The following is a 25,428-nucleotide window of genomic DNA, read 5'->3' as shown; positions in this document are numbered from 1 at the left end:
TTCCTCTCATTATGGCTTCGGCTTCTGTAAAGCCTCGAGTTGCTGTTGGGCAAAATTGAATTTTAACCGATATTCCGTCACTTGGGTTTCCAATGCACCTACTTTTTCAGTTAATTCTAATTGCAAATCGTTATTTTCAGAACGAAGTTGTTTAATCACCTCACGCGCTTGCTCAACATCCGCTGCGGATTTTTCAGAGTTTAACGTTATGCGCTGCATGGTTAATTCTTTGAGTTTCGATTTTGCTTTTTGTTCTTCTTCATTAGCAACATTAAGTTGCTCCATCAATATTTGCGAACGACGCTGCTGCTTTGTTAAATCGGCTTTCGTTTGAGTTAACTCAGACTGCGTTGCGACAAACTCTTCATCAACATGAGACAATTGACCTAGTGAGTCTTCTAATCGTACTTTTAATTGGTCGTGTTCCATCTTCAAGCGACTATTCGTACCTTTTAATGCCTCGATCATTTCAGTCAGTTCAATATTGGTTTGGAATAGCTGATCCGATTGCTCATTACTAAAGCTCTGTATTGAGCTTAGTTGAGCTTGCAACATATGGATCTTCTTATCCGCGGCTTCATTCGCTTGCTCTAGCTTCACAGCGTCTTTTTGTAATTCGTCACTCCGCTGCTCAGCTTCACGTTTAGCCTGTTTAAGTACTTTAACTTCCTGCTCATCGAGACTGTGGTTTAGGTCTACTTGTTCTTGCAGCTCCGTTGTTAACTTTTTAGCTGACAACAATTCTTCAGTTAGTCGCTTAATGTCTTCACGTTGTTTTTCATCGTTATTATTTGCAAGTTTAACTAAGTTACTGAGATCAACATTTGCCTCTTGTAACATAATTATTTGTTCGTCATTTGAATTGTCACTGTCAGCCTGCGATGAGGCTAATCGAGCAACTTCCTGCTGAGCTTTAAAGAGTTCACTTTGCAGTCGTTCTTTATCATCAAGTTGTTCTTGATTTTCGGTTTCCGCAGTTTTTAATAACTGCTGGAAACGACGATTCTCACGCATTAAATGATCGATTTGATCACTATCAGCTTGTTGAGAATTATCAATCTCAATTTTTAGTTCTGCAATATCATGTCGTAATGCTTGTTCAGTTTTTAACGCTGAATCTGCAAACGTTTTGGCTTGTTCTTGCAAATTGTCAATTTGTAACGTGAGTTGGTCATTCTCGGCAATAAGCTGATCTTGGAATTCAAACCGAGCATTAAGCTCAGTATCCAGTCTTGCAACTTCCTTAGCTTGCTCTGCAAAACGATTTTGCTCCTGGGTAAGCTTGCTTTCCCAACTTTCAATAACTTGCTGATGTATCTTTTTCTCTTCTTCAACAGCCAGTCTAAACGCGTCAAACTCGGCCGTTTTAGCTTGTGCTTGCAGTTCGAGTTGCTCAAAGTTTTGAATTTGTAATTTTAGTTCAGCTATTTTCTCGTCGAGCTGTGATTGCAACAAGTTTGCTTGTTGCTCTAACATCTGTTTTGTCTCGGCGAGATGATCTTTTTCTGTTTGTAAATTCAGTTCTAGTTGGCTGTTTTTATCAGACAACTGTTGAATTTCATTTTCCAATTGCGCTTTATCAGTGAGTAAGGCTTGGTACTCAACGTTTGCAGTTTCTAAGGCCGCATTGACTTTGGAAATCTCAACCTCAAAATTTAATTCAGCCCGCTCAAATTCATTTCGCAACGCTGTATATTTACTGTCTGATTTACTAATGATCTCAGCGAGGACGGATTGCGTATTTTCACTTTCAGTCAACGATTCTTTAAGCGTTTCAATTTCAGTTTCGCGTTGTTGAATATCGGAATAGGTTACTTCAAGTTGGGCCTGTAACTCGTTATTTTGTTTCGTTAGACGCTGGAACGCGTCACTATTTGCGTCGCGAGTTTCATCTAATATACCGCTCAACTCATCACGTTGCTTTTGCAATGATTCGTATTGCTGAGCTAATAAATCACGTTCTTTACTGGTTTTATTTAACTGATTTTGAACTCCAATAAGTTCATCCGACAGATCCGAGTGGGCGAGTTGTTGTTGACTAAACTGCTCGCGCTTTTCGTCTTTAATTTGCTCTAGCGCTTGATGTAATTCAGTTTGCTCATTTTGCAATTCAACTATACGAGATTCGAGGGTTTCAATATGACTTTCAAATTCATCTCGTTTCGCTTCAACAATGTGAAGTTGGTGCTGCAAAATGGCATTTTCCGTAGTTATTTGTGCCTGGGCCTCTTTATGAGCTGCAACATTAACCTCTAAAGTCTGATTTAAATCCTCAACTTGCGCCGTAACTTGATCAATCGTTTGTGCTTTTAATTCTAATTCTGTTTCAACGGCATTAAGCTGAACAAGTTGCTGCGCTTTTTCTGCTTCAAGGCTTGTTACTTGCTCAGAATGTGACTCTTTTAAATCCGCTAACTCAGCATTAATTTGGCTATTTTCTGCGACTTGCTCCGCGAGTTTTTCCGCTAGAGCGTCAACTTCATTTTGCTTTGTGTTCAGGTCATGAGTTGTTGCTTCAAGCTGCTGCTGAAATAAAGCTCGTCGCTCTTCTAATTCAGTGGCATCGGCTGTCAATTTAGTGATCTGTTGCTGTAAGTCATCTACTTGAGAATTAATGGCTTTAATTTCTGACTCATGGTCACTTTTAGCTAAAGCACTGGTGGACTCAGCACTAGCCAACTGTTCTTGCAATGAGGATAACTCGAGCTCGAGTTCACTTTTTTCACTCGTTAGAAACTCAAGTTGTTTGCCTTGTTCAGATTTAACTTCATCCAATTCGGCTAATGACTTAGCCTGTTGCTCAAGTTGTTCAATCTTACTTTGTTCACTTTCAATGCGACTTGCTAATTCGCCTTGAGTTGCACTTTGTTGAGCAGCTAACGTATTGCTTTGCTCGCTGAGTTCTAATATTTGAGATTCTTTAGCTTGAAGTTCACGCTCTAAATCCGCGATTTGCCTATCGTAGGTCTGCTTAACTTTATTTGTATTTTCTTCGGCATCTTTTTTAGCCGATTCAAATGCTTCAAGTTGTGCTGCCGCCTCAGTTTGAAGCTTAACAATATCGCTTTGCGCATCATTAAATTGGCTTTCTAACTCACCGTAACGGGTATTTTGCTCCGCTTGAACTTTGTCAATTGAGGTGACTTTGTCCTCTTGAAAATCTTGTTCGAGTTGCAACTTTTGTTCGTTTAATTGCTTTTCAAGCTCAACTCTAAAGTTGTCTTCAAGCTTTTTGACGTCTTCTTGGTGTTGAGATTTTGCAAATCTTAGTTCGCTACTCAGATCATCAAGATTTGACTTAGTATGCTGCGACTGCAATTTGATTTCTGTCAGCTCGATACTTCGTGCTTCAAGGATTTCGAGCCGTTCAGCTTGTTCACTAATTGTCGTCTCAAGCTGAGTTTTAGTGTCGCTTAAAGAACTAAGTTGAAGTTCCAAGGATTGAATAAGTTCACTTTTTTCAATTTCGCTTTGGCTGCTGTTAGCCAATTCGTTTTTTAATTGTTCAAACTCGTTACGTTGTTTTGCATGCTCAGACTGAAGGGCACTAAGGCCGGCAATATTTGTATCGCGTTCAAGTTGGAGATTAGCATTGTCTCCATGAAGTTGTTTTAGCTCTTCGTCTTGCTGCAATTTAGAATGTTCAAGTTCAGCTAACTGACTCTTCAATTGGTCAATTTGTGACGTTAATTGCGAAAATTGCTTGGCATCATCGTTGAGATTGCTTTCAAATGTGAGGCGCTGCTTTTCCTTACTGTCCAGTAGATCTTTAAGTTCTCGAATTTCACTTAAGTAAGCTGTTTTATCGTCTACATGGCTTTTTGCGCCTTCTGCGACTTCAATTTCTAATTGAACCACCTGCTGTGTTAAAGACGCTAAATCAATTTGGCTTTGATTAACCTCTGCCTGCAATTCATCAATATTCAGAGCTTTTTCTTCACATTGCTGTTGCAACTCATCGTATTGTTTTTGCAATTCGATTTTAGCGGCTTGTTCACCACTGAGTTGTGAATGCAATTGAGATATTTGAGATTGAAAATCCGATTCTGAATCTCGTTCAGACGTCTGTGCTGAATTTAATTGCTGCTCCAAAGAAGCGTATTTGTCAGCGTCCTGCTGATAAGACTGGCGCAGCGAATTAAGTTCTGCGTTGCGTTCGGCAAGCTCTTCTTTAGTTAAGTTAAGTTGCGCGGTCAGTCTCTCCAAACGATTTTCACTGTCATCGTCTGCTTTAGGTGACAACTCTTCTAGCTGGTCGTTTAAGTCACCAATTTGGGTTGTTAACTGGCTCAGTGAAAGGTCTTTTGCAAATAATTGTTCCGAGTAATATTCGGCTTCTTGTTCAGCTTTAGCTAAACGTTTTTGCAAAGTTTGGATATCGGTGGAAATTTCAGTCGCCGAAAAAGTAACTTCATCATGAGATTCTTGGTCGGTGAGTTGCTGTGATAATGATAGTAAAGCGTCTTCAATTTCTTGCTTTTCTGCTTCTACATCTTCAAGCTGACTTTGAAGTTGAGTTTGAGATTCGGTTAACTCGTCTAGAAGCGATGCGATACTAGATCGAACTTTAATAAAAGCTCTTTCATCTAAGGCTACAAACTGTTCAAATGTTAAATCCTCAAATGGATTTTGAACAGGCTTCTTTTGCGACAATTTCCTAACCCCTAATTAAAATTGGAACGACAACTGAGTTTAAATAATAATAGTTTAGACTATTTTTTAAGTAACTATCAGTGCTAAATATTTTGTAAAATTTACACTCTACACAATAACAATAAAACCATTAAAATATAAACACTTTTTAATGCCATATAATTGATAATTAAGCATGCATATGCGTATTATTTAAATTCCACAACGATAAGTATTCGCAAATGATCATAATGAATATCACGACCCCAGCTTTGCTGTTCCCTGCAATCTCACTTTTACTGCTTGCTTACACCAATCGGTTTTTGGTTTTGGCCCAGCTAATTCGAGAACTAAATCAACGTAATAACAAGGGATTAGAGCAAGTAGTTAAACGGCAAATATCTAATTTACGCATGCGTTTACTGTTGATCAGGGCGATGCAAACGGCTGGAGTACTCAGCTTTTTATTGTGCACTGTTGCCATGTTCCTTTTGTTTTTGGAGATGTCCCAAATTGGCACTGTGATTTTTGGCCTCAGTTTATTCACCTTAATGATGTCTTTGATTATCTCATTGTATGAAGTTCGAATTAGTACAAAAGCAATTGAAATAGAACTGGAATCTATGGAGTAAACGACTACATTTATAAAAGCGAAAGCGATATTTTGCCTCCAACAAACGTGTTTTAAAACAACATCAGGGTAGAAATTAGTGAACGATTTTTTATTTGCAGACGAAGCGATCAACGATGATGAAGCATCTAATAAAAGGCCTTGGAAGGTGCTTATTGTTGATGACGAGCCTGATATTCATAATGTAACAAAATTGGTTTTAATGGGTTTTGAACTTGACGGTCAAGGGCTTGAACTGCTCCATGCTTATTCCGCTGCGGAAGCTGAAAAAATAATATTAGAACAGTCCGACATTGCAGTCGGTTTCATTGACGTCGTTATGGAAACAAACGACGCTGGATTAAAGTTAATCAAATTTATACGTGACGTGGTAAATAACCACACTATGAGACTCGTCTTGCGGACAGGTCAGCCTGGCGAAGCGCCAGAAGATACCGTTATAAAAGATTACGACATCAACGATTACAAAAACAAAACCGAGCTCACTGCCAGCAAAATGAAAACTTTGATGTTCGCGACATTGCGATCTTATCGAGATATTCAAACTATCGAACACCACAAGCTCGGATTAGAACGCATTATATCTGCGACTATAAATTTTTTAGATTGCTCATCCTTGACCGAATTTGCATCGGCTGTTTTAGACCAAGTTGCTAATGTAATGGGATTAAATCATTCAAAAATAATGTGTTGTGCTGCACTCAACAACCCTAAAAAGGCAGTCGATTTTAGATTATTGGCCCTAAGTGGCGTGCAATCAAGAGCAACAATTCACGACGAAACGCCTATGCCACCCGGTATCAGAGCTCTGCTTGAAAAAGCCCATGCGACACAATCATCAATTCGCGAAAAGGATCATTTTGTCGGCTATTTTGTAAATAACAGTGGCTTGGAAAATTTACTCTATGTCAGTCACGATCACGACTTAACCGATACCGATCACAATATTTTGGAGTTTTTTACCAATAATATTGCAGTGGCCTATGACAATATTCGAATGCGTGAAGTTGTTGAACATTCGCAAAAAGAACTTAGTTATATACTAGGTGAAGCAGTAGAGAAGCGTTCGAAAGAAACGGGAAGTCATGTTAAACGGGTCGCGAATTTCAGCTATATGTTGGCGATTTATTATGGGTTACCAGCAAAACAAGCCGAACAACTAAAAATGGCTTCGCCATTGCACGACGTTGGAAAAATTGGGATCCCCGATAGTATTCTAAATAAACCGGCAAAATTGGATCCCGAAGAATGGGCAATTATGCAAACCCATGCGCAGCTTGGCTTTGATATTTTGACCCAATCGCAAAACGAGATATTGCAATTAGGTGCCATAATCGCCCAACAACACCATGAACGTTGGGACGGAAAGGGGTATCCGGCAGGACTCGCCAAAGAAAACATCGAAATTGCTGGCAGAATCACGGCCATTGCTGACGTGTTTGACGCATTAGCATCTGAACGTTGTTATAAACCGGCTTGGCCACTGGACAAAGTGCTTAATCTGTTAAAAGAAGAGCGTGGTAAGCAATTTGAACCGAAGCTGGTTGATATCTTACTCGAACATGTCGATGAATTTATTGCAATTCGCGACGCTTTTCCTGATTCCATGGAAGAATAATAAACAACTCATTTTTAGTCAGTAATATAACAGGCAGATCACTGTACATTTGTCTGTTGTTTTACAGCAACTTTTCTAAAAGCTACCTACAACAACGAGTAAATCGTATTACACAAATTCAATACAACCGACGACAAAAACCCAGCCGGCAAAGAGTAATTTGAGTTGCAGCACTGGTAGCCTTGTTGCGACCATTTTTGCAACGATACCGCCAATCACCGCGCCCGGCCCAGCATACCATAGTACTTCATAATAAATATTGCCATTGGCGATATGATGACCAACCCCAGCCCAAACCGTGGTCGCAGATAATACAACGGCAACGGCAACAGCGAGTGTCACTCTGTAACCTCTGAGGATGAGATAAAACGCCACAAACTCACCAACACCAACAGATAAGAACGCCGTAATAACGCCACCAATAAAACTAATTAGCGCAAGTATAAGCAAATCCGATTTATGGCCAATAGCCGTAAGTTGCTCTTGTTGATGTTTTTTATACTTCAAATAAATGGTAATAAATAAAGCCGAACCCAACATGACAGAGAACCAGGCAAAAAACTGCGTCAAGGATGCAGGAGGTTGAATATCAAAAAGATAAACAGACCACAGTCCAACCATACTGGTAGGCACACAAACAGCTAAAAATGGTACCAGTAATTGCCAATCACGGTGTTGGTGAATATCTACTCTTACATGCTTAAGCCAAACAATCGCTCCCGTTGTCATCCCAAAACATTGAATAGCAAAACTGGTCGCAACTGATTGAGATTCAGATAAACCTAAGTTCTGGAAAGCTGGAATAAAAACAACCCCACCACCAGCGCCCGTTACATTGGCAAATAACGCCCCTATCATGCCCAACAAAGCAAATGGAGAATAATCATCAAACGTCAACGAAAATACTGAAAAACACAGCAGAAAAAGGAAGACAAACCGCATGGGTGAAGATTTAATTAGATCAAACAAAGGAACATACTTGGTTATCATAAGTGCATTGATTCTATTCAAACCGAATTTAAATGCAAGCGTTTAGAATTACTGAACAGTAGACATAAAAAAAGCCACACTAAGTGTAGCTTTTAACTGCATTCAAAAACCGCTAAAGGACAAAAAACTTTTCTTTATAACGCTTTAACTCTTCGATGCTTTCACGAATATCTTCAAGCGCTAAGTGGAATCCTTTTTTCTTGTAGTTATCTACAAGTTCCGGTTTCCAGCGACGAGACAATTCTTTAATTGTACTGACATCAATATTTCGATAATGGAAAAACTCTTCCAACGTCAACATGTGTACATGCATAAAACGTCTGTCTTGACAGATACTGTTACCGCACATAGGTGATTTCCCTGCGGGTACAAAATCTTTCAAAAAGTCGATGGTAATTTCACACGCTTGCTGCTCTGACACAGTACTTTTACGGCAACGGTCAGTTAATCCTGACTTACCATGCTGTGCAATGCACCATTCATCCATGTTGTCTAACACTTCATCCGGTTGATGAATCGCAATTTCAGGACCTTCAGCTAAGATATTTAAGTCACTATCAGTGACAATCGTCGCTACCTCTAGCACTTTATCAGTGCGAGGTTCCAATCCTGTCATTTCTAAATCAATCCAAATTAGATTATTTTCACTAAATGTCATACAAAGGCCCTACTCAATCCTTTTGATCACGCTTACTTACGTATAAGATACATCACATTGTTAATGTTTTTCATTACTTTCACAAGTTTTTATAATTAAATCATAGAGCAAAAGTGGCAAAACAAAAGAAATTATCGCATTCTCAATCAAGAAGAATTCGAGACAACCATAATAAGCGTATTGCGAAAGCCAAAAAACCCCAAGAAGACGATGATTTTCTTGAAGATAACTTGTTAGGCCCGCAAACATTTGGTCAAGTTATAACTCGCTATGGACAACATGCAGATGTTGAAAATCCGGCTGGAGAAAATGTTAAATGCCATATTCGCCGCACTGCTGGGTCCTTAGTCTGTGGCGACAAAGTTATTTGGCGGCCTTATAATCAAAGCGACTCTGACTTTGCCGGGATCATCGAAGCTGTTGAACCAAGGGAAAGTGAATTTGTTCGTCCCGATTTTTACGACGGTTTAAAGCCTGTCGCTGCAAATATTGACCAAATTCTAATTGTTGCTGCGTTATTGCCAGATTTAGCACCCAATATTATTGACCGTTACTTGATTGCAGTAGAACAACTCGACATTACGCCAGTGCTCCTTATAAATAAACTCGACTTAATTGACGACACTAACCGAGAGTTAGTTGCCGATATTCAGCATATGTATGAGTCCATTGGCTATAAGGTGGTTGTATTATCTGCCAAGCTTGAGCAAGGTATCGAACAAATAAAATCTCTACTCGTTGATAAAACTAGCGTTTTTGTTGGTCAGTCGGGTGTCGGTAAGTCATCTATTGTTAACGCTATCTTGCCGTCAGTAGATATCGAAACTAAACAAGTCTCTGACAACAGTCGTTTGGGCGTACATACAACAACGGCCTCTAGACTTTATCGATTAGAAAATGGTGGTTCAATTATTGATTCACCGGGTGTACGCGAATTTGCTATGTGGCACTTAGAGAATGAACAAATATTACATGGGTTTGTCGAGTTTCGACCTTACCTCCATCAATGTAAATTTCGAGACTGCAAACACCAAAAAGATCCAGGCTGTGCATTGCAAAAAGCAATAGCCGATGGCTTAGTCAGTGACACAAGATATCAAAGTTATTTGAAAATTTTACAAACCGTAACAGATATTACCTTGCGTCATCAGTCAAAAGAATCAAAATAGGTTTATTACAAACCCCTTACAAGTAAATAGGTTTTAACGTGAATTTAGATAATTTAAAAATCGCTTTTCAATACGCCCTTCCAAAACATGGAGTGTCTAAACTTGTTGGATTCTTAGCGAAAGCTAAGTTAGGCATTTTATCCACAGGTCTGATAAAAGGCTTTATTAAGGCATACGATATTGATATGAACGAAGCGGCTCAACCTGATCCGTCAGAATACAAGACGTTTAACGATTTCTTTACCCGTGCACTGGCACCTGGCGTTCGTCCAATTGTTGAAGGTGAGAAGACAGTAGCACACCCTGTTGATGGCAAGGTTAGTCAATTAGGGCCAATAAAAGACGGTACACTAGTTCAAGCCAAACATCATTATTATACGACGTTAGAATTGCTCGGCGGCGATCAGGATTTAGCTGACAAGTTCGACGACGGTATATTTGCCACTATTTATTTGGCACCAAGCGACTACCATCGTTTACACATGCCACTTACAGGTACATTAACTGATATGGTTTATGTTCCTGGTGATGCTTTTTCTGTAAATCCGCTAACAGCGGCAAATGTGCCAAATCTATTTGCAAGAAACGAACGTGTCGTTGCAGTGTTTGAAACTGAAATTGGCCCAATGGCAATGGTTTTAGTTGGCGCAACGATTGTGCGAAGTATTGAAACTGTATGGGCTGGTGAAATTACACCGCCTAGAGGAAAAAGCGTAAATCGCTGGCAATATCCAAGTGAAGGCGACAATGTGATCACCCTTGAAAAAGGTGAAGAAATGGGTCGATTTAAGCTCGGCTCCACTGTGGTTTGTTTATTCCCTAAGGACAAAGTTGAGTTTTTAGAGTCGGTAACTAACGAAACAGTTACGCGTATGGGTGAGCACTTCGCTAACATAAAATAACCAAATTAAACGCGAGCAACGTTTTTGAAATCAAATTTTAGTATGTCTCCGATGTTGCAATTGCACCTCGGAGTAGCGTTATTAGGTGTATCAGGGTTATTCGCGAAATTAATCGATTTATCTGCGCTCGACATTATCGCATACCGCGGTTTATTTACTGCGGTATGTCTTGGTCTATTTCTGTGGGTCACAAAGTCGACGTTAAAACTAAACAATAAAAAAGACTATTTGGTTGCCGTCATTTTAGGTATTTTGGCGGCTCTGCATTGGTTAACCTACTTCATTAGTATTCAATACACCACTGTCGCTATTGGTATGATTTCTATGTTTACTTACCCCGTGATGGTTGTCATTTTAGAACCACTTATCTACGGTCGACGACCGTCAAAAACAGACATTATAATCAGTGTCTTAGTTTTATTTGCGATTAGTCTATTGTTTCCTAATATTTGGTTAGATTCTGTCGTTGTAGATGATCAGTTTGTGGTCGGCGTTTTAGCGGGTTTGTTTTCAGCTTTGTGTTTTGCACTTAGGAATATTGGTATTCAACATCACTTTAAAGGCTATTCTGGGACTCAAGGGATGTTTTATCAGTTTTTAGTAACGGCCATAATATTCCTGCCATTTAGTGACACAACCCCACTTGAACTTGAAATGAACAATATTCAATTGCTTATTGTTTTTGCCATCTTCTTTTCGGCTATGGCACATGTTTTGTTTGCCTCATCTATCAATGTAACAGGAGCCAAAACAGCCGGATTAGTGGCCTGCTTACAACCATTATATGGCGTAATATTGTCGATGTTTATTTTAGCTGAAGTTCCAAACATGATGACACTCATTGGTGGCTTAATCATTATTTCCGCCGCCATATTTGAAACGACACAAGGTCATAAAAAGTCAAAAGTGTAAGAGGTTTACATGAAGGTCTTTGCACACCGCGGTGAATCCGCTATTTACCCAGAAAACAGTCAAACGGCAATACAACAATGTAGTCGTGACGGTATGGACGGCATTGAAATCGATTTGTATCAAACTGTCGACGATCAATTTGTTGTTTTTCATGACCGATGGATGACACGGATACTTGGTCTCAATAAACGTACTGTTGACTTAACCGCAAGCGACTTAGCACAACTTAATGGTAAAGATGACAAACCGCTGCCGACCTTAGCTTGGACTTTGGCCGCCTTAGCCAATTCAGGATTGATTCTAAATATAGAACTCAAAAACATTCACAATATAGAGTTGTTTTATCGGCAGCTACTTGAAGGTTGTGAGCAGTCTCAGTTTGACTTGAACCTAATTATTATCTCGTCTTTTAATCATCAATATTTAGCCGACTTTGCCAAACTGAGCTCCTTTATCAAACTAGGCCTTTTGCTCGGTACTCATCCCGCCGGCGACGACCTGCTGCTTCCGGATTTTCCAATCTATAGTGTTCATTTAGATATGGACAATATCTCCGAAGTACTAATTCGCCGCTATCAGCAACTCGGTGTTCATATCTATGTGTTTACCGTTGATCAAGAAGAAGAAATAGACTGGCTTTATGAAATGAATGTAGATGGTATTTTTGCCAATAACCCGCGCCAGATATCTAATTCCGCACTTCGCCAAGTAGCGCTTGAATAATCACATAAGTGGGTCGAATTTTTAGTACGTCTATTGGTTCCTCAACTCCGATATCTTTATAAACAGGTATCTAAGCATTGGAAATGTCAAAAGATAAGGCTTGGCTTATTGTCGGTAATTGTGCCGCCAACATAAATAATCGATCAACACCTAACGCAACCCCAGCACAACTTGGCAATCCACTGTCTAACGCAGCCAATAAAAACTGATCGGCACCGCGTTGAGGTTTGCCTTCAATTTCACGCTGTCTATTATCAGAGATAAATCGGCATTGTTGTTCTTTACTGTCTTGGAGTTCAAAATACCCATTAGCCAACTCAATACCTTTGAAATACAACTCAAACCGATGTGCAACTTGGCTATTGGTTTGATTAATCTTTGCTAAAGCTGCCTGTGTAGCGGGAAAGTCAAAGACAAAACAGGGTGTTATGTCGTCACCTAATTGTGGTTCAATGACCATGCTAAACAACCACTGTAGAAGTGTGTCTCGACTTGATTCTTGCTGTAACCAGTCATCTTGTGAGTAAGTGGTTATGGTTTGTTTTAATTGCTCTAACGTGATGGTCAAAGGGTCAATTTTAATAAAACGCTGAAATACGCTTTGGTAAGAAAGCTTCAACGCTGGCTTAGTATTTAGTAGTAACTGAACCAACTCGTCTAATTCAGACATAAGTTGGTGGTCGTCAAATCCGAGTCTATACCATTCCAACATCGTAAATTCTGGGTTATGCAAAGTTCCCGCAGCTTCGTTTCGAAACGCTTTGCATATCTGGAATATAGGACCACTGCCCGCCGCTAACAATCGTTTCATATGAAATTCAGGTGAGGTTTGCAAATAAAGTCGCGCTAAACGTTCTTCTGCTGCATATTCAAAATGTGTTTCAAATGGGTCTAAATGGAGATCTGTGATGGTATTTCGACTCAGTAACGGAGTCTCAACTTCAAGTACATTGCGGCTGGTAAAAAACGCTCTTATCTGAGCGATAAACTTGGCTCTTTTTATTAAAGTGGAATGGGTTGCAGTAGGTTGCCAGTTCATTTTAAACCGTAATAAATTCGGCCTGTCACAGGTGACAGGCCGCTTAAAGTTTACTTTTGCGCGCGACCGACGTATTCGCCATTACGTGTATCTACACGAATAACTTCGCCAATTTGCACAAATAGTGGAACGCGGACAACGGCACCGGTAGATAATGTTGCAGGTTTACCACCCGTTCCGGCCGTATCACCTTTTAGACCTGGATCCGTTTCCGTGATTTCAAGTTCAACAAAATTTGGTGACAATACGGCAATTGGGTTACCATTCCATAAAGTGATAGTACAAACATCACCTTCTACTAACCATTTTACACAGTCAGCTACCGCTTTTTCATCGGCAGCGATCTGTTCAAATGTTTCGTTGTTCATGAAATGCCAAAATTCGCCATCTGTATATAGATACGCTAAGTCAGTATCCATGACATCAGCGCCTTCAACAGATTCGCCTGATTTGAAGGTTTTTTCTAGAACTTTACCGCTGACCAGTTTACGGATCTTAACGCGGTTAAACGCTTGGCCTTTGCCCGGCTTTACGATTTCATTCTCTAAAATGTTGCAAGGCTCGCCGTCAATCATTAACTTAAGGCCAGCTTTAAATTGGTTGGTGCTAAATGTTGCCATTTCACCCTCTGAATAATTACCTAAATGAAAGTGAGACGAATGATACATCAAGCTGAGCGCTCTGTAGAGTCCCTATGGCAAAAAGAATTGAAGCAAAGTTTCAGTGATCCACTAGCGCTACTTAATTTTTTGTCTCTTGACCCTTTAGATTTTGCTGCTGACATTGACGCTAGAAAACTATTTCCGATGCGTGTTCCGCGCTTTTTCGCTGAACTTATGCAAAAAAACAACCCTACCGATCCCTTATTATTACAGGTGTTACCACGTAAAAGTGAATTTAAACAAGTAGACGGTTTTACTTCGGATCCCTTGTTAGAACAGAACAATTCGACTCCTGGCCTCCTACATAAATACCGCTCTAGGGTTTTGATTATCTTTAAAAGCGGTTGTGCGGTTAATTGCCGGTATTGTTTTAGACGCGACTTCCCATACGAAGAGAACCAAGTTAACAAACAGCAATTACTGCAACATTTAGCGTATATCGAATCGCACCCAGAAATAAATGAAGTGATACTAAGTGGCGGCGACCCATTAATGGCAAAAGACGAGCACATCGCTTGGTTTGTCGAGCAACTTGAATTGATAAAACACATCAAACGACTACGACTTCATACCCGTTTACCGGTAGTTATGCCAAATAGAATAACAGAAAAGCTAATAGCAATTCTAAGTAAAACTAGACTTAAGTCGTCCATTGTTTTTCATATCAATCATCAAAACGAGATCAGCGATATGTTAGCAGGAAAATGCCACCAGCTAAGAATCCAAGGCATTCATTTGTTTAATCAGGCCGTCATATTAAAAGGGATTAACAATACGATTAAACAACAGGTGGAATTAAGCGAACGGTTATACGATGTTGATATCCTGCCGTATTATTTGCACCTGTTAGATAAAGTCGTCGGCGCGGCACATTTTGATGTCCCTGAGGATGAAGTTAAACAAATATATCGAGGTATGTTAGCTGAATTACCTGGATTTTTAGTACCAAAACTTGTGCGGGAAATAGGAGGAGAAACAAGCAAGACACCTGTTCTCCCCTATTAAAAATTGACCTACACTTTAATGTTAATGTGCTGGCCGATAACACTACCCGTGCTACCCACAGATGCCTGAGTACTAACTTGGGCAGACGCAGAAAGTAAAGCTAATACCGCTTTGCCTTCGAGTTCTTGCGCACTCTTAGCCAAATTGGCGCTTAATGCTTCACCACCTTCCATCGCACCCGAGATTGGCGTACCTGGCCCCATTGGAGATAAATTCATAAATGAACACCTATATTAATGGAACAAGCTAATTTTATTTATAACCTCAACTAATAAGATTAAAAAGTGTAAACTAGCCATATTGATTTATCGGACAAAACAAAGAGTACTTGAGTGGAAAATATTATCTCGAGCTTAGAAGAGAATTTAAAATCGTTATACCGTAAAGCTGTTGATGCAGACATTCGCATAAATGACCTTAAAAAACAAGGTCATGGAAAGTTTGGGCACATTTTTAAACAGGAGGATTTATTTTCAATTAAAGCGAATAAATTCATGCCTTATCTAGAAGAAACCGCGGCTAAAATTTTACATCTAAAAGAGTCTGGGGACTTAACCAGTCATCAAGCGGAATTGGAGACGGTTGTAAAACAACTGCATTTACTGCATAAAACCTTAGCTGAGTTTAAAGCTGTGGTTTAATTAACTCTGAATATTAAACACAAAAAATGCGCCTAGTGGCGCATTTTTTATGATTATTTATCATCAATTATTAAGCTGGGTAAGCAGCTTTTAATCCGTTATACACTTTATCTTTAAAGTCTTCAGCAGTGGCATCAGTCGCACGCAAAACGTCCATCAATACCTCATTGTCTTCCTTGCCGTTCCAAATTTTTATGTACTCACCTGTTTTATATCCGTGATCTTGACGGAAAAAGTTGAGTACATTTTTCCCTACATAATGGCGGAACAATTCTTCAAAGCTCAAGTCAGTCTGTTGCATTAATCCGGCAAACGTCAGTACATCGAAGCTTTTAGTCGCCAACGTGCTTGCAACCATTGCTTCTATTGTCTCAGCAAACGTATCTGCTGGTTTCGGCGTTAATAACTCCGCCGCAATTTCGTCTGCAATCTCAGACACAGATTGGCCGGTGACTAGACGCGCGCTCAAACCAAAATGAAAAATATCGATGAGTTCTAAGTGTACTTGTTCAATATCTGGGGATTGATGTTTCCACCATTTCCAACCGTAATGATCTAACATTTCTGCTAATTCAACCCAAATTGCACGGTGCCAAGCAAAACCCTGCTCGCGCCACTGAGGATGCACTTTCGTGTTCATGTCATCTTGCATTTGCAACATGGTTAAAATTTGTTGTTTCATAAGCCTACACGTTCGGTTCAGAGGATAATTGTGCGGTATAATAACAGAGCTTCAATCATATGTTGAAGAAAATTCACAGCGAACATTATCACTTATCATTAGCCGCTTGACGTAAATTAACGACACGAGATTAAGCTAAACATTCACTTCGCGCATTCATACTTATGCACTTACTCAGACATAACTGCAGAATTGATCTTTCCAAAATTTGTGACTTTTTGTTGCAACTCATTGTTAAACCAATTTGTAAGCAGTCGCTTGTCATATTTAAATGAATCAGCTGAACTTCTCAATAGTCCGCCTCGGTGCATAAACGACATATCTTTTATAACAACGGAACCTTGATCGAGTAGCTTGTCGCTTTGGGTAATTTTAAAGTCAAAGGCGATCTTAGGCCAATAAATACTTTTTACGATGCGGATCTCTCGGTTCATGGAAAAGTTAAATTGAACATCGCCCGCCAAATTAACATCCGTAATGGTCATATCCAATTGAATGTCTTTAGGCAAAGACGCAGCGAGCTTAACAATGTGTTTTTCTAGTTGATTAAATACCCTTTTTTGAAACCGAGCTTTTGACTCGTTGGTGCCTCGAACATCGGTATATTTAGCAGGTTGATGCCACGTAACATTCACATTCTTGGCATTTTCGTCAAAGTAAGCTGCAGTGGGCAGAGTCAGGAAAAAAATTATCAGCAATCCTAATTTCATTGTGTCTCTCCTTTTTAAAGTGACCATGATAACAAACAGTAAAATGCATAATTCGCTATTTACTTATGCTTTAAATGGAATGCTAGTCCGATTATTTGCGGACAGACGGTTTTGATTTGTATATTCTATTAGAATCAATTCAAGCACAAGAGTTCCAAATTGCCATCTTTTTTTTCTAATTTCAGCCACCTAAATCGTAATGTTTGGATGTTAATGTGCGCTCAATCACTAATAGGTTCTATTGGCCCTGTTGTTGTGTTTGTTGGGGGTTTTATTGGCATTAAGCTCGCACCTGATGAAAAATTCGCGACATTGCCCATTGCCTTTATGATCGTTGGTACCGCTTTATTTATGTTGCCTGTCGTCAAAATATTAGCATCCGTCGGTCGAAAAAGAGGATTTCAACTCGCTATTTTGTGGGGGATAGCCAATACGTTATTTAGTGCTTATGCAATTTATATTCAAAGTTTTTGGCTATTTTGTTTAAGTGTCCTGCTATATGGTGGGCTTATCGCTAGCGCACAGCAATTCAGATTCGCAGCCATGGAGTCGGTTGATGAACAGTACGGCGGTTTGGCCGTTTCGGTACTGCTAATTGCTGGTTTATTTGCGGCATTTTTAGGCCCCGAAATTGCCTTTGTTGGTAAAGACTGGTTTAGCACTGAGTATGTAGGCTCATTTATCGGCCTAACCGTATTATTTTCATTATCCCTCATTTTTATCCAATTTTTTAATGCTCCTGCGGCTGTAAAGACAGTCGGTCGTTACCAAGGTCGTGCATTAACTGAAATAATAAAACAACCGATATTTGTCGTTGCAATACTGTCAGGAACGGTGGGTTTTAGTGTCATGAGCTTTATTATGACGGCAACCCCAATAAGCATGCACGTCCATCATCACTTTGATTTGGCAGAAACTAAGTGGGTTATTCAGTCACATATAATCGCTATGTATTTGCCGTCTTTTTTTACTGGAATATTAATCCGTAAGTTTGGCCACAAAAATGTATTATTTGCTGGTTTATTGGCCTTTTTAGTTTGCTTAACCATCGGATTCATTGGCCAACAATACGTACATTACTGGCTCGCTTTGGTCCAACTAGGCATTGGTTGGAACTTCCTGTTTGTAACTGCAACAGCATTATTACCGATGAGTTATAAGCCAGAGGAAAAATTTAAAATCCAAGGGTTTAACGACTTAATTATGTTTAGTTGCCAAGCAATTGCGTCACTTTCAGCGGGTTGGATCATCCAACAGTTTGGTTGGACGACCATGTTAAGTTTGTGTTTACCACTGTTATTAATCACGTTATTTGTCATTATTTGGTGGCAACGTAGTCTCAAAATCCAAGAAGGTTAGTTCAATGGACTTTTTATCAGAAATCACCGCGGCATTTGTCAATTTTGTTTGGGGGCCACCTCTCATTATTTTATTAGTCGGCGGTGGATTATTCTTTTCACTTTACTCACGATTAGTGCCATTTCGTTATATTGGCCACGGCATAAGCCTATTGACGGGCAAACACGACAAAGACTCTGAAGACGGACAACTTACCCATTCTCAAGCCTTATCTGCGGCACTAGCGGGTACCGTTGGCATGGGCAATATATCCGGTGTTGCATTAGCCATTACAGCCGGTGGTCCCGGTGCCGTATTTTGGATGTGGTTAACAGCGTTACTGGGTGTTTCGACCAAGTTTTTTACCTGTTCGTTGGGCGTTATGTTTCGTCAAAAGGATGCAAATGGTGAACTTCAAGGCGGACCAATGTATGTCATCATGGAAGGTCTAGGAAAAAACTGGAAACCACTGGCTATGCTATTCGCCTTTGCCGGTTTGTTCGGCACAATTCCGTCGTTTCAAGCCAATCAGCTTACTGCTGCATTCCGTGAGGAGTTAATCCCAGAAAACTGGATTTCTTCTCCTGAAATGTTTAATTATATAATGGCTGCGATTGTCACTACACTTGTTGCGGGTGTTATTCTCGGTGGCCTACAACGTGTTGCATATGTCACGAGTCGACTTGTCCCAACAATGGCTATTACTTATCTGCTAATGACGCTTGCTGTGTTATTTAACCATCTTGGTGAAATCCCAGCACTCATCGGGTCTATTTTTACCGAAGCATTTAACCCTAAGGCTATCTCTGGTGGCATTATAGGCGTGATTATCATTGGCGTTTCCCGGGGTGTATTTTCTAATGAAGCTGGTATCGGCACTGAAGTCATGGCCCACGGTGCAGCAAAAACCAACGAACCGATCCGTGAAGGCCTTGTTGGCATGTTAGGTCCAATTGTCGACACACTTATCATTTGTACTTGTACCGCTCTTGTCATATTAGCTTCGGGCATGTGGCAGGGCGTTGAAGGAGTCAAAGGGGTTGAACTAACAATGCAGGTCTTTGGCCAAGAATTAGGCTTAACTGGTCAAGTCTTGTTGGCAATTCAAATACTTTTCTTAGCCGCGAGCACTATGTTTACCTATTGGTATTATGGTGAAAAATGCTTTGTCTTTTTGTGGGGTGAATCTAGCCGAAAATACTACAAGTGGTTTTATTTGTTTATGATCATTGTCGGTTGTATTGTGACGCTCGATGTCGTCTTTAATTTCATGATGGGAATGTACGGGTTAATGGCAATTCCGACAATGTTGTCAGCGTTCATATTAGCGCCCAAAGTGAAAACAGCTGCCAATATCTATTTCAAAAAATTAGCTAATTGATTGCCGTTAGACAGTAGTAATTTATATCAACGACGAGAGACTTAACATCACTCGTCGTTTTTATATCTTGTTAGCCTTTATACGTTTAGTTGCCTTCTGAATTGGCTAATTCTCATCGAGTTCTTTGAGCGATTTGTCCGCCACATGTTGCATATAGTCGGACACCTGTTCTAAATCAAGGATACCCGCACGATAACGTCCGATCCCTTTCCCCATTGCCGCCCAAGCTATAGCCATCTCCCGTGTTGTTGGCAACGGAATAGCATGTTCCAATTGCTTAAATATGGCCTTTTCATTGCTATTCGCATTGTTATAGATTTCTTTGCTAACGACTTGATTGACCGGCAATGCATGTATCTCTGACCACAACAGTGTTTGGGTTTCGTGCGATTGAAAAAACATCGCAAGCTTTTTCAAAATTGCTGCCTTGTTTGACGATAATGAGTTGTTTGGAAAGGCAATAACGTAAGCAGAATAATAAGGCCGCATGATTTTATTTTCGATGTGGGGCAATTCAGCAATCCCAACATTGTCCCCCATATTTTTTATCAATTTTCCGCTGGCCCATACGCCGTTAATCATATAGGCCATATTACCGTCGGAAAATCGGTCAAAAGTACACTGGTAATCGCATTTCTCATCCACAACATTTTGCTGCGAAAACGACCAATAATATGACAATGCGTTTTTCATGCCCTGTGTATTTAGTTGGATTTTTTGGTTCACTAATGGTGGCTCCCCAAATGCCGTCAAAAATGGTAAAAACCAATACATCTCGTTATAGCTCCAACCAATCAAGCTTGTCCCTGTTGTTAATATAGATCTTTGCTCAATCAACTCACGCCACTCTTTAGCTGGGTCGGCAATATGAGTTTTATTAAAATATAAGACCAAATGATTACCGGCGATTATCGGGATAGCGACTTGTCTGCCGTCAAGTCTTAGCCCGTTTATCAAACTTTTATTTGTATCTGGATGATTTAATGAGGCGGGGATTGGGCTATATTTTATCTCTTCTAGTCCTATGTAATCGGCTGGGACAACAATGGCGTCCGGCAACATGTTTTCGCCGGCTCGTTGTAACAGTTCAACTTTCAAATCCTCTGAACCTAACGTCGCAATTCTGATTTGAGTACCCGTTTGCTTAGAAAAACGATTAAACATTGATGTTAAGTCATAAGTTTCTTGCGTAAAGGCAACGGTAAGTTCTTCACTGTAAAGTGTAAAGTGACTCGTCAGCAATAATATAAAACCTAGACATCTACTCTTGTTCAAAGATTTGTCCCTCAAATAACTCTGGGGTTAAGCAATGCTGTATCGTTTTATAAAGCACAGAGTCAACGATAGGCTTGGCAATATGAGCGGTGGCGCCACTTTTCAAATATGAATCGATTTCATCCACTAATACGTTGGCGGTTTGCATAATAATGGGCATTTCAAAACCTTGTTTTCTAAGCGCTACAGTTGCCTGTAACCCATCCATTATAGGCATTTGAACATCCATAAGAATGATATCGAAATTTTGCGTTTTACAAGCTTCTACTGCTTGTTTACCATCTTCGACAATAACAAGTTTCACCATTGTCGGTTTTAATATATGGCTAATAATCAACTGATTAATTTTATTGTCTTCTGCGACTAAAATAGTGATATGAGTTAAATCTGGCACGTAAACATGTATATCTTCAGACTGTTCTTTTTGCTGTGTTTCGAGTACAGCCACTGATACTTTAAAAGTGGTACCTTTACCGACTTCACTTTTAACGCTGATCTCGCCCCCCATTAAATGAACAAGTTTATGTGCAATAGACAGCCCTAAGCCTGTACCACCAAACTTTCTGGTAGTCGAAATATCAGCTTGTTGGAATGACTGAAACAGTTTACTTTGTTGTTCCGCCGAGATCCCAATGCCAGTATCGACGATCTCCAATTCGAGAAACCATTGGTGATGTATAAATATTGCTGATACGTTGAGTCTAATGCCACCAACATTGGTAAACTTTGTCGCATTGGAAATAAGGTTTAATAGAACCTGACTGATCCTCATCGGGTCGCCAATCCAAAACTCACGCATATTATGTTCAAAATTAATGGTTAAACTAAGCCCTTTATCTTCGATTAAGCTTTCATGCGGATTGATAACCGACGCCACGATTTCCCTAACTGAAAAGGTTGTACTTTCTATTTCTACTTTGTCTTCTTCTAGTTTAGAAAAATCGAGTATGTCGTTAACGATATGAAGCAATAAGTTTGACGTTGATAACGAGGCTGTTACCCAATCTTTAGCTTGGTGATCCAGCTCATGCTTATCTAGCATATTAAGTAACCCTAAGATCCCGTTGAGTGGTGTTCGGATTTCGTGACTCATATTTGCTAAAAAGCGAGCTTTTATCTTCTCTGACGCCTCGGCATTTTCTTTTTCTTTTTCCAATCCTGACAACTGCTTTTGAATCGTGGTCGCCATACCGTTTAAATGGCTGATGAGTTCATTAAACTCTTGATAATTTGCATCGTAGTCAAATTCGGTATAATTGCCTTTAGACAACCGGCGACTAAAATCAAGTAGATGACGTAGCGGTCCGGTAATATGAGAAGCGAAAAATGCTAAGGCGAGCAAAACAACAATTAACATGATGAGCATAAATATTAATGTATTTATGACAGCAGACTCGATGTCTGTTGTGTAATGACTCGTAGCGCTATAATAAGTCAGGTTGAGTTGATGTGGTTCTTCTTTATCGAAATGCGATAACGTGAGATCAGTTGAGGTATTAGCCACCAGATAATCAACACCGGTTTGCTTTTCATCGGCCATGACTTTTCTTCCACCGATATCCATTTCTATTATATCTGGCAGCCCATCAGATGATAATTTTGCGGTCGTTAATTTATCGGTGTCAATTAAAACAAATAAACCAGCAGTGACTTTAAATGGGCTTACTAAAGAGTCGACTTTTTTCTTTAAAGGTAAATAAAATAAGATGTTAGCGCCGTCATTGAGTAACTCCATATAGTCCGTTGTAAGGGTCTGATGATCCAATATTAATAACTTAGAGGTATTATCATCAACCGCAATGGATATTAGTTTATTGGTCATTTTCTGAAATTCACCAGTGCCTATACGTAGAATTTCGTAGGGATACCCTTCAACAATAAAATCCGAACCATCTGCGATAAAGGCGCCAGTGATTAAAGTGTTGCGTTGCACCAATTTTTGCAACTGTTTTACCACAAACTGTGAGTACAGCAGATTAACGGCAACTTCACCCATAACTGGGCTTTGACTAAACGTGAGTAGTTCGTAATGTAACGTCGCTAGCTTATTTTTAACTTCAAGGGCCGTCGTTTTAGCTTCTAAATCAACATTGTTTTGTGCCCGAACTAACGCATCTTGATAGGTATTATTAATAAAATAAACCGCTGAAAAAGTAACCGGTATAAATACAAATAATAATATTGATATCGACAGTACCGTTAAAAAACGAGGCTTAGATTGTAAATCTGACAAATGAAGTTCCCTAAAATAACCACATCGAATGCCGAATAATCGACGGTAATTTTCTATCGACTTAATTACAGCCAATTATCTCCTTTTGGCGTGTTCTATCCCTGATTAATCAACAATTTACTTATCACTGCTTAATAAGTCGTCACTACTAAATAGTTTTAATATAAAACAAAAGTGATTCATTTGCCTTAATCTAAACGCACATATACTTAAATAGCTAATTTTGAAGTAGAACCAGTATGTGTTAAATTGACTTTACATTAACCAATTTTAGTCGAAAACCTGCATTTCCTCAGACTTTTTTATGGCCTGTTATTTACGCTAAAATTAGTTAAGTGGGGGGAAGAGATTCGATGTATTTTATTCCCTCTAGCATTAATTTTATGCCAATTCCCAATTGTCGAGATTATGGGGAATGCTTTACAATTTCACTTTTAAATATGAGTCTTAGGAGTGTGGAAGATTTACTTCCTTAGCTCCATTTAAACTAGGTAACCATGTATAAATTTGTTTTTTACATCTGCCTAATGTTTGTTTTTTCGATCATTGCGATTTTTCAATACGAACGAATGACAAACAAATGGGATCCACGAGCATATAAACCACAGTACACGCGCTGTGCGAGTGTTTACGTGCGTAAAAGTCCGCACCCGTGTAATGCTGGAGACCTTATTTATATCGACAGTGATGTCGCCCACAAGTATTGCACATCTAATGTCATCGCTAAATTTGATGACAGCGTCTATTGCCAATACAGTGGTTTCCGCGAGGACCTCGCCGACATCACAACTTCTGTCGTATCCGACAAGCCTAAATTATAATTTGGTTGCCAGTTTTAACATCATTGATTTTAATTTTGTAAATGGTGCATATCTGATTGGCATGTCAGCAAAAAAGCTCCTATGCATCACGGGCTTGATATGACTAAATGTATCAAATCCCCATTTGCCATGATAACAGCCCATACCTGAATTCCCGACGCCACCAAACGGCATTTCATGATTCACCATAAAGATGACAGCATCATTGATACAAAGTGTACCTGAGCTTGTTTGCTGCTTAATCATTTCAACTGTTTGGTTGTCTTGGCTGAACAAATACAAGGCTAATGGTTTCTCGCGTTGATTAACAAAATCCTTGGCTTCCTGCATCGAATCAACTTCAACAATAGGCAACACTGGGCCGAAAATTTCTTCCACCATCAGATCACTCATTAAGTCGGGATTTAATACAAATGTCGGTGAAATGTAATTATCTTTTGAATCACTTTCCCCACCAAATACGACATTTTCATTTTGCGCCGCCAAATAGCCCGATATTCTTGCAAAGTGCCTGTCGTTTACAATGCGCCCGAAATCATTCGATCGTTTAGGATCTTCACCATATTGCTTTACTACACTCTTTTTGAGGGCTTCGATTAATAGCGGTCGTGTTTTTTTAGTCACCAAAATATAATCTGGGGCGATGCACGTTTGCCCGGCATTTAAATACTTGGCCCAAATGATACGGTCTGCTGTCACCGACATATTAGTTTTGTCATCGACGATACACGGACTCTTACCACCTAACTCTAATGCCACCGGGGTTAAATGCTCACTTGCTGCGCGCATAACGATTTTACCTACGGTTTCACTTCCGGTGTACATTATGTAATCGAAACGCTGCTGCAATAACGCCGTAGTCGCTTCTACCCCGCCCTCATAAACAGCTACAGCGGATTTATCCATATATTTGGGGATGAGCTCAGCAATTAAATTTGAAACGTTCATAGCGAGTTCTGACGGTTTTAGTACCACACAATTCCCAGCACTGATTGCTGCTATCATCGGACTTAATACAAGTTGGATTGGATAGTTCCACGCGCCCATAATTAACACTGTGCCATAGGGTTCAGGAACCAAATAAGAGCGGCCAGGTTGGGTTAGCATAGGCGTACCTATTGCCCGTGGTTTACTCAAGGACTTAAGGTGTTTGATAAAGTATTTGATGTCATTTAGCACGTATGAGAATTCAGACGCATGGGCTTCAGTTTGTGATTTGTTGAGATCCGCTTTTAGCGCTCGATAAATCGCATTTTCATTTTCGACCATAAGTCGTTTTAGGGCAAGAAGTTGGCCTTTACGCCAGCCAATAGGCTTTGTCACACCTAAATTAAATGTATGGTTGAGTTGTGAAATAAATTCCATGGTATTCACTTGTATCTATATTAGTTAACTGCTCCGACCAT

At 39.7% G+C, this 25,428-nt stretch carries 22 protein-coding genes; 11 read left to right on the top strand and 11 right to left on the bottom strand.

Annotated features, from left to right (window positions below; translation table 11 throughout):
- Positions 1–9 precede the first annotated feature (9 nt).
- Positions 10–4,653 (bottom strand): hypothetical protein, encoded by a 4,644-nt coding sequence (locus KO525_RS08295; protein ID WP_215963319.1) that lies wholly within the window; start codon positions 4,651–4,653, stop codon positions 10–12.
- Between the two features lie 230 nt (positions 4,654–4,883).
- On the opposite strand from KO525_RS08295, the gene KO525_RS08290 reads away from it, so the two are divergent.
- Entirely contained in the window at positions 4,884–5,264 is a 381-nt protein-coding gene (locus tag KO525_RS08290) for a DUF2721 domain-containing protein (RefSeq protein WP_215963442.1), read from the top strand.
- Between the two features lie 78 nt (positions 5,265–5,342).
- Positions 5,343–6,881 (top strand): DUF3369 domain-containing protein, encoded by a 1,539-nt coding sequence (locus KO525_RS08285; RefSeq protein WP_215963318.1) that lies wholly within the window; start codon positions 5,343–5,345, stop codon positions 6,879–6,881.
- 108 nt (positions 6,882–6,989) lie between these two features.
- Here the strand turns inward: KO525_RS08285 and KO525_RS08280 are convergent, their stop codons facing one another.
- Together KO525_RS08280 and orn are read right to left on the bottom strand one after the other, a co-directional pair.
- Positions 6,990–7,871, bottom strand: a complete 882-nt coding sequence (locus tag KO525_RS08280) for a sulfite exporter TauE/SafE family protein (RefSeq protein ID WP_215963317.1) — start codon at positions 7,869–7,871, stop codon at positions 6,990–6,992.
- A 112-nt stretch (positions 7,872–7,983) separates the two neighbouring features.
- Positions 7,984–8,529, bottom strand: a complete 546-nt coding sequence (orn, locus tag KO525_RS08275; protein WP_215963316.1) for an oligoribonuclease — start codon at positions 8,527–8,529, stop codon at positions 7,984–7,986.
- Positions 8,530–8,642: 113 nt separating this feature from the next.
- On the opposite strand from orn, the gene rsgA reads away from it, so the two are divergent.
- The 4 genes from rsgA to KO525_RS08255 are packed head-to-tail and all read left to right on the top strand — an operon-like array spanning position 8,643 to position 12,235.
- The gene (gene rsgA / locus KO525_RS08270) at positions 8,643–9,698 is read left to right on the top strand and encodes a small ribosomal subunit biogenesis GTPase RsgA (RefSeq protein ID WP_215963315.1); all 1,056 of its coding nucleotides are present in this window, start codon (positions 8,643–8,645) and stop codon (positions 9,696–9,698) included.
- Between the two features lie 38 nt (positions 9,699–9,736).
- Positions 9,737–10,600: an archaetidylserine decarboxylase gene (asd, locus tag KO525_RS08265; RefSeq protein ID WP_215963314.1), complete on the top strand. Its 864-nt coding sequence runs from the start codon at positions 9,737–9,739 to the stop codon at positions 10,598–10,600.
- A 24-nt stretch (positions 10,601–10,624) separates the two neighbouring features.
- A complete protein-coding gene (locus KO525_RS08260; RefSeq protein WP_215963313.1) occupies positions 10,625–11,512 on the top strand; it encodes a DMT family transporter in 888 nt (295 codons plus the stop codon).
- A 9-nt stretch (positions 11,513–11,521) separates the two neighbouring features.
- Positions 11,522–12,235 carry a glycerophosphodiester phosphodiesterase family protein gene (locus tag KO525_RS08255; protein ID WP_215963312.1) on the top strand — a complete coding sequence of 238 codons (714 nt, stop codon included), beginning with the start codon at positions 11,522–11,524 and terminating at the stop codon, positions 12,233–12,235.
- A 70-nt stretch (positions 12,236–12,305) separates the two neighbouring features.
- Here KO525_RS08255 and epmA read toward each other — a convergent pair whose 3' ends face one another.
- Both epmA and efp read right to left on the bottom strand, forming a co-directional pair.
- Entirely contained in the window at positions 12,306–13,274 is a 969-nt protein-coding gene (gene epmA / locus KO525_RS08250) for an elongation factor P--(R)-beta-lysine ligase (protein WP_215963311.1), read from the bottom strand.
- 50 nt (positions 13,275–13,324) lie between these two features.
- Entirely contained in the window at positions 13,325–13,894 is a 570-nt protein-coding gene (gene efp, locus KO525_RS08245; protein ID WP_215963441.1) for an elongation factor P, read from the bottom strand.
- Between the two features lie 39 nt (positions 13,895–13,933).
- Here efp and epmB point away from each other — a divergent pair, with 39 nt between their 5' ends.
- Complete coding sequence (gene epmB / locus KO525_RS08240; protein WP_215963310.1) at positions 13,934–14,941, top strand: EF-P beta-lysylation protein EpmB; 1,008 nt, start codon at positions 13,934–13,936, stop codon at positions 14,939–14,941.
- Positions 14,942–14,949: 8 nt separating this feature from the next.
- Here epmB and KO525_RS08235 read toward each other — a convergent pair whose 3' ends face one another.
- Positions 14,950–15,159, bottom strand: coding sequence for a hypothetical protein (locus KO525_RS08235; protein ID WP_215963309.1), 210 nt, complete (start codon positions 15,157–15,159; stop codon positions 14,950–14,952).
- A 114-nt stretch (positions 15,160–15,273) separates the two neighbouring features.
- Here KO525_RS08235 and KO525_RS08230 point away from each other — a divergent pair, with 114 nt between their 5' ends.
- A complete protein-coding gene (locus KO525_RS08230; protein WP_215963308.1) occupies positions 15,274–15,582 on the top strand; it encodes a prephenate dehydrogenase in 309 nt (102 codons plus the stop codon).
- 70 nt (positions 15,583–15,652) lie between these two features.
- Here KO525_RS08230 and KO525_RS08225 read toward each other — a convergent pair whose 3' ends face one another.
- Both KO525_RS08225 and KO525_RS08220 read right to left on the bottom strand, forming a co-directional pair.
- The gene (locus KO525_RS08225) at positions 15,653–16,264 is read right to left on the bottom strand and encodes a dUTP diphosphatase (RefSeq protein WP_215963307.1); all 612 of its coding nucleotides are present in this window, start codon (positions 16,262–16,264) and stop codon (positions 15,653–15,655) included.
- A gap of 170 nt (positions 16,265–16,434) precedes the next feature.
- Positions 16,435–16,974 (bottom strand): DUF3016 domain-containing protein, encoded by a 540-nt coding sequence (locus KO525_RS08220; protein ID WP_215963306.1) that lies wholly within the window; start codon positions 16,972–16,974, stop codon positions 16,435–16,437.
- Positions 16,975–17,187: 213 nt separating this feature from the next.
- On the opposite strand from KO525_RS08220, the gene KO525_RS08215 reads away from it, so the two are divergent.
- Together KO525_RS08215 and KO525_RS08210 are read left to right on the top strand one after the other, a co-directional pair.
- Entirely contained in the window at positions 17,188–18,333 is a 1,146-nt protein-coding gene (locus KO525_RS08215; RefSeq protein ID WP_215963305.1) for an MFS transporter, read from the top strand.
- Positions 18,334–18,337: 4 nt separating this feature from the next.
- Positions 18,338–19,693 carry a sodium:alanine symporter family protein gene (locus KO525_RS08210; protein WP_215963304.1) on the top strand — a complete coding sequence of 452 codons (1,356 nt, stop codon included), beginning with the start codon at positions 18,338–18,340 and terminating at the stop codon, positions 19,691–19,693.
- Between the two features lie 105 nt (positions 19,694–19,798).
- Here the strand turns inward: KO525_RS08210 and KO525_RS08205 are convergent, their stop codons facing one another.
- Both KO525_RS08205 and KO525_RS08200 read right to left on the bottom strand, forming a co-directional pair.
- Entirely contained in the window at positions 19,799–20,968 is a 1,170-nt protein-coding gene (locus KO525_RS08205) for an extracellular solute-binding protein (protein WP_215963303.1), read from the bottom strand.
- Entirely contained in the window at positions 20,955–23,276 is a 2,322-nt protein-coding gene (locus KO525_RS08200) for an ATP-binding protein (RefSeq protein ID WP_215963302.1), read from the bottom strand. The genes KO525_RS08205 and KO525_RS08200 overlap by 14 nt, the downstream gene beginning before the upstream one ends.
- Before the next feature lie 452 nt (positions 23,277–23,728).
- On the opposite strand from KO525_RS08200, the gene KO525_RS08195 reads away from it, so the two are divergent.
- Complete coding sequence (locus KO525_RS08195; protein WP_215963301.1) at positions 23,729–24,022, top strand: hypothetical protein; 294 nt, start codon at positions 23,729–23,731, stop codon at positions 24,020–24,022.
- Here the strand turns inward: KO525_RS08195 and KO525_RS08190 are convergent.
- Positions 24,017–25,387 (bottom strand): aldehyde dehydrogenase family protein, encoded by a 1,371-nt coding sequence (locus tag KO525_RS08190; protein ID WP_215963300.1) that lies wholly within the window; start codon positions 25,385–25,387, stop codon positions 24,017–24,019. The two genes, KO525_RS08195 and KO525_RS08190, sit on opposite strands and share 6 nt — an antisense overlap.
- Positions 25,388–25,428: the final 41 nt, after the last annotated feature.

The sequence above is a fragment of the Psychrosphaera sp. B3R10 genome (assembly GCF_018861025.1).
GTDB lineage: Bacteria > Pseudomonadota > Gammaproteobacteria > Enterobacterales > Alteromonadaceae > Psychrosphaera > Psychrosphaera algicola.
The sequence above is the reverse complement of the archived record's forward strand: the minus strand, read 5'-3'. Positions and strand labels throughout refer to the sequence as shown.